Below are 8,675 nucleotides of genomic sequence, written 5' to 3' on the forward strand. Positions count from 1 at the left end.
ATTTCATTTGAATTGTATGTCATGCCTGCCTAGCATATCTCCCTGTCGCCAAGTCAACCATCGCAGAACGAGAGGGGTCATGGGCAGGAAGATTCGCTGTGCGTTGATCGGTTCCGGCAATATCGGCACCGACCTGATGATGAAGCTGCGCCGTAGCACGGTGCTCGAACCCGTGTGGATGGTCGGCGTCGATCCCCTGTCCGACGGATTGCAGCGGGCGCGGGAGATGGGGCTGAAGACCACCGACCAGGGCATCGCCGGGTTGCTGCCGCATCTGCGCGATGATGACATCCAGATCGCTTTCGATGCGACCTCGGCCTATGTGCACCGCGAGAATTCCGACGCGCTGACGGCGCGCGGTTTGCTGGTGATCGATCTGACGCCGGCGGCGATCGGGCCGTTCTGCGTGCCGCCGGTCAATCTGCGCGCGCAACTCGGGCGGCAGGTGATGAACGTCAATATGGTGACCTGCGGCGGTCAGGCGACGATCCCGGTGATCGCCGCTATCGCGAGCGTCCAGCCGGTGGCCTACGGCGAGATTGTCGCGACGATCTCGTCGAAGTCGGCGGGGCCGGGAACGCGCAAGAATATCGACGAATTCACGCGGACGACCTCGGCGGCGATCGAGCAGATCGGCGGCGCGCGCAAAGGCAAGGCGATCATCATCATCAATCCGGCTGAGCCGCCGCTGATCATGCGCGATACCGTGCATTGCCTGACCGATTCGGCGCCCGACGCAGCGGCCATCACCGCCGCCGTGCAGGCCATGGTTAGCGAGGTGCGGCAATACGTCCCCGGTTACAAGCTCGTCAATGGACCGGTCTTCGACGACCGGCGCGTTTCCGTCTTCCTTGAGGTCGAGGGCCTGGGCGACTATCTGCCGCGTTACTCCGGCAATCTCGACATCATGACGGCCGCGGCAGCGCGCACCGCCGAGATGTTCGCCGAGGAAATCATCGCCGGGCGCTTCGATCCGCGCTCGCTGCAAGGAGTGGCGCCATGAACGCGACGACGAGGAAAGTGACGGTTCATGACATGTCGCTGCGCGACGGCATGCATGCCAAACGGCATCGGATCACGCTCGACGAGATGCGGGCGATCGCCTGCGGGCTCGATGTGGCCGGCGTCCGGCTGATCGAGGTGACGCACGGCGACGGTCTTGGTGGCGCCTCGGTCAATTATGGCTTCCCGGCCTTCAGCGACGAGGAGTATCTGTCGGCGGTCATCCCGCTGATGCGGCAAGCCAAGGTCTCGGCCTTGCTGATTCCCGGGATCGGCACGGTCGATCACCTGCGCATGGCCCATGGCCTTGGCGTCGGCACGATCCGGGTCGCGACGCATTGCACCGAGGCCGACGTATCGGAACAGCATATCGGCCTGGGGCGTCGCCTGGGGATGGATACCGTCGGCTTCCTGATGATGGCGCACATGGCCTCGCCGGAGCAGCTGGCCGAACAGGCGCGCTTGATGGAGTCCTACGGCGCCAACTGCGTCTACGTCACCGATTCGGCCGGATTCATGCTGCCCGAGGACGTGCGCGCGCGGATCACGGCGGTGCGCGAAGCGCTCCGCTGCGATACCGAGATCGGATTCCATGGGCATCATAATCTGTCGCTCAGCGTGATCAATTCGATTGCCGCGGTCGAGTGCGGTGCCAACCGCATCGATGCCGCCGCCGCCGGACTCGGCGCCGGCGCCGGCAACACGCCGCTGGAAGTGTTCGTCGCCGTCTGCAACCGCATGGGCATCGAGACCGGTATCGACCTGTTCAAGGCGCAGGACGTTGCCGAGGACATCGTCGTACCGATGATGGATCGGCCGCTGCGCGTCGATCGCGATGCGCTGACGCTCGGCTATGCCGGCGTCTATTCCTCGTTCCTGTTGTTTGCCAAGCGGGCCGAGCAGAAATACGGCGTTCCGGCGCGCGAGATCGTCATGGAGCTCGGTCGGCGCCGCATGGTCGGCGGGCAGGAAGACATGATCGAGGATGCCGCCATCACGCTGGCCAAAGCGCGCGGCCTGATGCCGGTTTGATATTTTGGAGAGTGGCAGATGACGACTCGCAGTGGCGATATCCTGGGCAAGCCCGAATGGTGCTTCAATCGCAGCGTCTATAAATCGGCCGGCTATTCCGAGGAAGACCTCGAACGGCCGATCATCGGTATCGCCAATTCCTGGAACGATCTCGTCCCCGGGCATACGAACCTGCGCCAGGTCGCCGAGCACGTGCGCAAGGGGATTCACATGGCCGGCGGCACGGTCGCCGAGTTCGGCGTCATCGCCGCCTGCGACGGCACCGCCCAGGGGCATGCCGGCATGCACTTCATCCTGCCTTCGCGCGACCTGATCGCCAATGACATCGAGGTGATGGTCGAGGCGCACCGGCTCGATGGCATCGTCCTGCTCGGGTCCTGCGACAAGATCGTACCCGGCATGCTGATCGCCGCCGCGCGCCTGCGCATTCCGGCGATCCTGCTGCCGGGCGGGCCGATGCTCGGCGGCGTCGAGTTCGACGGTCGCAAGTCCGACCTGACGACGCTCTCCGAGGGGCTTGGGATGCTGAAAAGCGGACGCATCGACGCGGCGACCTACGGCGATCTCGAAGAGTCCTGCGGGCCAACCTGCGGTTCCTGCGCGTTCTACGGTACTGCCAACACGATGTGCTGCATGGCCGAGGCGATGGGCATGTCGCTGCCCGGCGCGGCCCTGGTGCCCGGTGTCTATAACGACCGCTTCCGCCTCGGCGAGGCGACCGGTCAGGCCATCGTCGCGCTTGTCAAACAGCAGGTGACGGCGGACAGGATCATCAATTTTTCCGCCCTCGAAAATGCCATTCGTGTGCTGATGGCGACCGGCGGGTCCACCAACGCGGTGCTGCATCTTTCCGCCATCGCCGCCGAACTGGGCATCAGCGGCGCGCAGATGATGGAGGCGTATGACCGCCTGAGCGCCTCGACGCCGCAGGTCGCCAAGGTCAACCCGGCATCGAAGTACGACATGGAGGATTTCTACAAGGCGGGCGGCGTGCCGCGCGTCATGCAGGCGATTTTGCCGCTGCTGCACCGCGACTGCCTGACGGTCAGCGGCGCCAGCGTCGAGGAGAATCTTGCCGGCTATCGTTACAAGTACCCGGCCAATCCCGAAGTCATCAACACCATGGAGCGTCCGTTCGGCAACCAGAAGGGGCTCGCGATCCTGCGCGGCAACCTGGCGCCGCAAACGGCCGTGACCAAGCCGGCGGCGATCGATCCGGCCATGCACGTGTTCAGCGGCACGGCACGGGTGTTCGATTCGGAGGAGGCGGCCGAGGCGGCCATCCTCGACGGCCGGATCCAGGCCGGCGATGTTGTCGTCATTCGCTATGAAGGGCCGAAGGGCGGGCCGGGCATGCGCGAGATGTACAAGGCGATGAAGTACATCTATGGCATGGGGCTGGCCAAGAAGACCGCCTTGATTACCGACGGGCGCTTCTCCGGCACCAACAACGGCTGTTTCGTCGGTCACATCTCGCCGGAAGCGGCCGACGGCGGTCCGCTGGCGGCCGTACGCGATGGCGACCGGATCAGCATCGACATTCCCCAGGGCCTGCTGCAGCTGCACGTCTCCGACGAGGAAATCGCGGCGCGGCTGGCCGAGTGGCAGCGGCCGCCGCCCCGGTTTACGCGCGGTTATCTCGGCATCTATTCGCGCCTCGCCAGTTCGGCCGCCGACGGCGCCGTGCTGCGCGCGCCGGAGTAAGCCCCAAGGCCTGGGCGCGATCGTGCGCACTCGTCTTTGATTTCAGTATTTTGCTCAAGGAGACAGCGGTGAAAGCTTTGTATTACGTTGGCGAGAAATCCATGGAAATGCGCGATATTCCGGTGCCGACGGCCGGGCCGGGACGCTATCTCGTCAAGGTGCGTGCCAACGGTATTTGCGGTTCCGACGTCGAAGGCTACCTCGGCAAGACCGGGCGGCGCCTGGCGCCGATGATCATGGGCCACGAAGTTGCGGGTGTCATTGCCGAGGCGCCGGCGGCGGCGAAACACGCGGTCGGAACGCGCGTCGTGATCTTTCCCAAGCCCTTCTGCGGCGAGTGCGAATTCTGCAAGAAGGGCATGGTCAATGTCTGTCCTTCCGGTATCTGCATGGGCGTGCTCGATCAGGACGGCAGCATGACCGAGTTCGTCGCTGTCGAAGAGAAATACCTGATTCCCTTCGCCGATACCTTGTCGTTCAGCGAGGCGGCGATGACCGAGCCCCTGGCCGTGGCGTATCGCTCGGTGCAGAAACTGTCCGACCAGGAGATCGCCGAGGCGGCGCACTGTCTGGTCATCGGCGCGGGGACCATCGGCTTGCTGGTCGTGGCCTTGCTCAAGCTGCGCGGCGCGAAGCACGTCATCGTCGCCGATGCGACCGATTTCCGCCTTGGCGTGGCGCGCACAATGGGGGCGGATGCGACGATCAATTCGCGCGCCGGCGACTTCATCGAGGCGGTCAAGACCTTGACCGACGGGCGGCTCTGCGACTTTTCCATCGAAGCCGTCGGTATCGGCGCGACGGCGGCCAATTCGCTCGATTGCCTGCGCATCGGCGGTACCGCCGTGTGGATCGGCAACGCGCAGAAGCTCGTCGAGGTGAATATGCAGAAGATCGTCACCACCGAACTGACGATCAAGGGCAACTATGTCTATGACTTCGCCGGTTTCGAGGCCAGCCTGAAGTTGCTGGAGCAAGGACGGATCGACGTGTCGCCGCTGATGACGAACGTCTATCCGCTGGCGGATGGCGTGCAGGCGTTCCGCGATCTCGAGAATAACCGCGAAGGCAAGATGTTGAAGGTGTTCCTGGAAAATGCGTGAGCGCGTTTCCGCATCGCCTTGCCGGCGCTTCGAGCTGGTGTGGCGGCCTCAGGCGGATGGCTGCCGGAGCTTCTTGAGATTGGCCGAGCCGAGCCGCTGCATGGCGCATTTCATGTGTTGCCGGGCAGCGGCCCGGGCGGCTTCGGCATCATTGGCGGCGATCGCGTCGACGATGTGCTGGTGTTCGTCCTTGACCTGCAGCGACAGTGTGCGCTTGGTCGCCTCGTAGCCGCGGGTGATGCGAGTGGCATGGGTGAGGAAAGTGAACAGGAATTCGGTGAGCGCGAGAAAGTGCGGATTGTCGGTTGCCGCCGCAATGCTGCGGTGGAAGGCGATGTCGGCATCGACGCCGTCGTCGCCCGCGGCTTCTGCCTCGGCAATGCCGGCCAGCGCGTCGCGAATCGCCGTCATCTGCGCCGGCGTCCGCCGTGTTGCCGCCAGTGCCGCGATTTCGCCCTCGAGCGCCTGGCGCAGTTCGATCACCTGCAGGACCGACTGGCGGCAGTCCATGAGTGCCGGGTCGATGCGGAAGGGCGTGTCGATGTTGCGCTCGCGCACGAAAACGCCGCTGCCCTGGCGCGATTCGACCAGTCCTTCGGATTTTAGTCGCGACACGGCTTCACGGATGACCGTGCGACTGACACCGAAGCGGCCCGCCATCTGTTGTTCGGACGGCAACCGGGCGCCGGCGCCGAAGTCTTCGCTGGCAATGAGTTGGGTCAGAGCTTCGCAGACGCGGTCAGTCAGCGTTCCGGTGACCGCGATGGGTTCGACGTTGAATTGGGGGGCGCTGTCCATGATCTCGCTGTTCTGGTTTTTCCGTCGAGGGGCTTGTCATTGTCCGATGCTTATGCTTTAATTTTATCATATGTCGTATTGTATGACAACTTTTAGCCGGCCAGGCATCAAGGTGGCCGGTCGGTTGAAAGTGTTGCGAAGCGGTAAATAGAAACGGGTCGATCGGCTGCGGAGCGTGTCGTTCCTGAGCGGTGGGTCCGGTCAAAAACGGGTTTTCCAAAAACGGGAGTGTCAGCAAATGAACGCAAGCGTCAAGAAACCGGTGGGCGTCATTGGCCTCGGAGCGATGGGGATGGGCGTGGCGATGTCGCTGCTGCGCGAAGGCTTCGAGGTGCATGCCTGCGATATACGTGCCGAGACGGTGCAGAAAGTGGTCGATGCCGGTGGCGTCGCAGCGGGATCGCCGGCCGAACTGGCGCCGCGCGTCGATGTCCTGATCAGTGTCGTCGTCAATGCCGATCAGACCGAGACGGTGTTGTTCGGCGCGCAAGGCGCCGTGCCGAAGATGCGTCCGGGGACGGTCGTCATTTCGAGCGCGACGGTGTCGCCCGACTTTGCCCGTGCCCTCGGCAAGCGCATTGCCGATGCCGGGCTGCTGATGATCGACGGGCCGATTTCCGGCGGCGCCGCCAAGGCGATGGCGGGGGAAATGACGGTGATGTCCTCGGGTTCGCCCGAAGCCTATGCCAAATGCGAGGATGTGCTCGATGCCATCGCCGGCAAGGTCTATCGTCTCGGTGACGAGGTCGGACCAGGCTCCGTGGTCAAGATGATCAATCAGTTGCTGGCCGGTGTGCATATCGCCGCGGCCGGCGAGGCGATGGCGCTGGCGATCCGCGCCGGTGCCGATCCCGACCAGGTTTACGAGGTGATCACCAACAGTGCGGGCAATTCCTGGATGTTCCAGAATCGCGTGCCGCACATCCTGGCCGGCGACTACACGCCGCTCTCGGCCGTCAATATCTTCGTCAAGGATCTCGGTATCGTCCTCGACTATGCCAAGAAAAACGTCTTCCCGTTGCCATTGTCGGCGACCGCGCACCAGATGTACATGTCGGCCTCGGCGGCCGGACACGGTGGCGAGGACGATTCGGCCGTCATCAAAGTCTTCCCGGCGATCAAGTTGCCCGACGCCAAGAAGTAAGTACCACCCCTTCCTTTTGTTACACCCAGAACACGAGTTGTCGCTGCATCCGTTTCAATGCATCACTTTGTCATCAAGGGTCAATGCCATTTGCTGTAATCCGCACCATAAACCTATTCAAGAAGGAAACTCATCATGGCACAAGGTTTTCGTAAGTTGAGCACGGTTGTCGTAGCACTCCTCGCGGCGGGCTTCTGCTCGTTCGCAAGCGCACAAACCACCCCCGAGCGCAATATGCGGGTATCGATCGGTATTCCCGAGGATCACCCGAGCGCGCAGGGCGCGGCAAAGATGATCGAATCGCTGGCGCGTCAAAGCGGCGGCAAGTTCAAGGCCAAGCTGTACCCGAACAGCCAACTCGGTTCCGAAACGGCGACGATCGCCTCGGTTCGCGGCGGCACGCTCGAAGTGACCATCGTCGCGACGGCGCCGGTAGCGACCATCATCAAGGAATTCCTGGTGTATGACCTGCCCTTCCTGTTCCAGAACGAGAAGGAAGCGGACACGATCCTCGACGGCAAATTCGGTCAGAAGCTGCTCGACCTGACGACCGCGAAGAACATGATCGGCCTGTGCTACTGGGAAAACGGTTTCCGTCAGCTGACCAACAGCAAGCGCCCCGTCGCGAACATGGAAGACATGTCCGGGCTGAAGATCCGCGTCATGCAGAACCCGGTCTATATCGACGCGTTCAAGACGATGGGCGCCAACGCCATCCCGATGCCGATGCCGGAACTCTATACGGCGCTGGAAGCCAAGGCCGTCGATGCGCAGGAAAACCCGATCACCAACATCTATTCCAACAAGATGTTCGAGGTGCAGAAGTACATCAGCCTGACCAACCATGCCTACTCGCCGCATATCATCCTGGTCAGCAAGGCGTTCTGGGACAAGCTGGAACCGAAAGAGCAGCAGATGATGCGCACCGCCTGCTACGAGGGACGTGACTACGAACGCAAGATGAATCGCGACCTGGCCGCAGGCCAGCTTACGGACATGCAGAAGACCAAGGGCATGACCGTCACGACCGTGACGCCGGCCGAAATGGCCAAGATGCGTGAGCGCATCAAGCCGGTGATCGATCGCTTCATCCCCGAAATCGGCGCGGAAACCGTGGCCGAAGCCAACGCTGAAATCGCCAAGATCCGCAAGTGATCCTGGTTAAACGTTTGGCATAGAACGTCCGGCCCGCCCACAGCTGTGCGGGCCGGATCAGCGTCATCGTCAATCATCGCAGTTCGTACGCACCGGCGGCGGGATATCCGGTCGCCGTTTCAACGGGCGTCAAACCATCGTTGTTGCCGTTCGCAGTCGGCATGACGCTGCTTAGAACACGAGGGAATGTGAAATGCTTGGGAAATTGATAAAACTGGTCGAATGGATCCTGGTGGGGATGTTCGGCATCATGGCGGTGCTGGTGTTCGGGAACGTGGTGCTGCGGTATGGATTCAATTCGGGGATCGTGTTTTCGGAGGAAGTGTCGCGCTTCATGTTCATGTGGCTGACGCTGATCGGGGCCTTGATCGTGATGAAGGATCACGGACACCTGGGGATGAGCAGCGTGGTCGAGAAGTTCGGTGAGCGTGGGCAGCGCGTCTGCCGCTTCCTTGCCGATTCGCTGACGCTGATCTGCTGTTTGTTGCTGGCGCACGGGACCTGGAAGCAGATGATCATCGGCATGGACGACCATGCGCCGGTGACCGGCATTCCGATGGGGATCATCCAGTCGGCGCTGTTCATTTCGAGCGTCGGCATGGCGCTGGTGCTGGCCTACGGGATCTGGCGGCAATTGACGGGCCGGATGCCGAAGGAAGAGTTGATTCCTTTCAGCGGCAGCGTTGGCGAATAAGCGGAGCGAACGAACATGACCATTGCTACCTTTCTCTTTTCCC

General features: G+C 62.5%; 8 protein-coding genes. 7 read left to right on the forward strand and 1 reads right to left on the reverse strand.

All coding sequences use genetic code 11. The annotated features are described in order from the left end of the window. Nucleotides 1-79 precede the first annotated feature (79 nt). The 4 genes from BLR25_RS20370 to BLR25_RS20385 all read left to right on the forward strand — a co-directional run bounded on the left by BLR25_RS20370 (nucleotide 80) and on the right by BLR25_RS20385 (nucleotide 4,841). Nucleotides 80-1,003 carry an acetaldehyde dehydrogenase (acetylating) gene (locus tag BLR25_RS20370; RefSeq protein WP_091940601.1) on the forward strand — a complete coding sequence of 308 codons (924 nt, stop codon included), beginning with the start codon at nucleotides 80-82 and terminating at the stop codon, nucleotides 1,001-1,003. Further along, the gene (gene dmpG, locus BLR25_RS20375) at nucleotides 1,000-2,034 is read left to right on the forward strand and encodes a 4-hydroxy-2-oxovalerate aldolase (RefSeq protein WP_091940603.1); all 1,035 of its coding nucleotides are present in this window, start codon (nucleotides 1,000-1,002) and stop codon (nucleotides 2,032-2,034) included. Before BLR25_RS20370 ends, dmpG begins: the two co-directional genes overlap by 4 nt. 18 nt (nucleotides 2,035-2,052) lie before the next feature. Then, nucleotides 2,053-3,738 carry a dihydroxy-acid dehydratase gene (gene ilvD / locus BLR25_RS20380; RefSeq protein WP_091940605.1) on the forward strand — a complete coding sequence of 562 codons (1,686 nt, stop codon included), beginning with the start codon at nucleotides 2,053-2,055 and terminating at the stop codon, nucleotides 3,736-3,738. Nucleotides 3,739-3,806: 68 nt separating this feature from the next. Further along, complete coding sequence (locus tag BLR25_RS20385; protein ID WP_091940607.1) at nucleotides 3,807-4,841, forward strand: zinc-dependent alcohol dehydrogenase; 1,035 nt, start codon at nucleotides 3,807-3,809, stop codon at nucleotides 4,839-4,841. A gap of 48 nt (nucleotides 4,842-4,889) precedes the next feature. Here the strand turns inward: BLR25_RS20385 and BLR25_RS20390 are convergent, their stop codons facing one another. Then, the gene (locus BLR25_RS20390) at nucleotides 4,890-5,639 is read right to left on the reverse strand and encodes a FadR/GntR family transcriptional regulator (protein ID WP_091940609.1); all 750 of its coding nucleotides are present in this window, start codon (nucleotides 5,637-5,639) and stop codon (nucleotides 4,890-4,892) included. A 175-nt stretch (nucleotides 5,640-5,814) separates the two neighbouring features. Here BLR25_RS20390 and ltnD point away from each other — a divergent pair, with 175 nt between their 5' ends. The 3 genes from ltnD (at nucleotide 5,815) to BLR25_RS20405 (ending at nucleotide 8,632) form a co-directional block, all read left to right on the forward strand. Then, nucleotides 5,815-6,783 (forward strand): L-threonate dehydrogenase, encoded by a 969-nt coding sequence (gene ltnD, locus BLR25_RS20395; RefSeq protein WP_281245608.1) that lies wholly within the window; start codon nucleotides 5,815-5,817, stop codon nucleotides 6,781-6,783. Nucleotides 6,784-6,918: 135 nt separating this feature from the next. Continuing rightward, nucleotides 6,919-7,938 carry a TRAP transporter substrate-binding protein gene (locus BLR25_RS20400; protein ID WP_091940613.1) on the forward strand — a complete coding sequence of 340 codons (1,020 nt, stop codon included), beginning with the start codon at nucleotides 6,919-6,921 and terminating at the stop codon, nucleotides 7,936-7,938. 193 nt (nucleotides 7,939-8,131) lie between these two features. Next, entirely contained in the window at nucleotides 8,132-8,632 is a 501-nt protein-coding gene (locus BLR25_RS20405; protein ID WP_091940615.1) for a TRAP transporter small permease, read from the forward strand. Nucleotides 8,633-8,675: the final 43 nt, after the last annotated feature.

It is taken from the genome of Propionivibrio dicarboxylicus, from assembly GCF_900099695.1.
GTDB lineage: Bacteria > Pseudomonadota > Gammaproteobacteria > Burkholderiales > Rhodocyclaceae > Propionivibrio > Propionivibrio dicarboxylicus.

Bases quoted from the DNA above. Each gene is read 5' to 3' on its own strand.
- BLR25_RS20370 (WP_091940601.1), top strand. From the start codon at position 80: ATGGGCAGGAAGATTCGCTGTGCGTTGATCGGTTCCGGCAATATCGGC.
- dmpG (WP_091940603.1), top strand. From the start codon at position 1,000: ATGAACGCGACGACGAGGAAAGTGACGGTTCATGACATGTCGCTGCGC.
- ilvD (WP_091940605.1), top strand. From the start codon at position 2,053: ATGACGACTCGCAGTGGCGATATCCTGGGCAAGCCCGAATGGTGCTTC.
- BLR25_RS20390 (WP_091940609.1), bottom strand. From the start codon at position 5,639: ATGGACAGCGCCCCCCAATTCAACGTCGAACCCATCGCGGTCACCGGA.
- BLR25_RS20400 (WP_091940613.1), top strand. From the start codon at position 6,919: ATGGCACAAGGTTTTCGTAAGTTGAGCACGGTTGTCGTAGCACTCCTC.
- BLR25_RS20405 (WP_091940615.1), top strand. From the start codon at position 8,132: ATGCTTGGGAAATTGATAAAACTGGTCGAATGGATCCTGGTGGGGATG.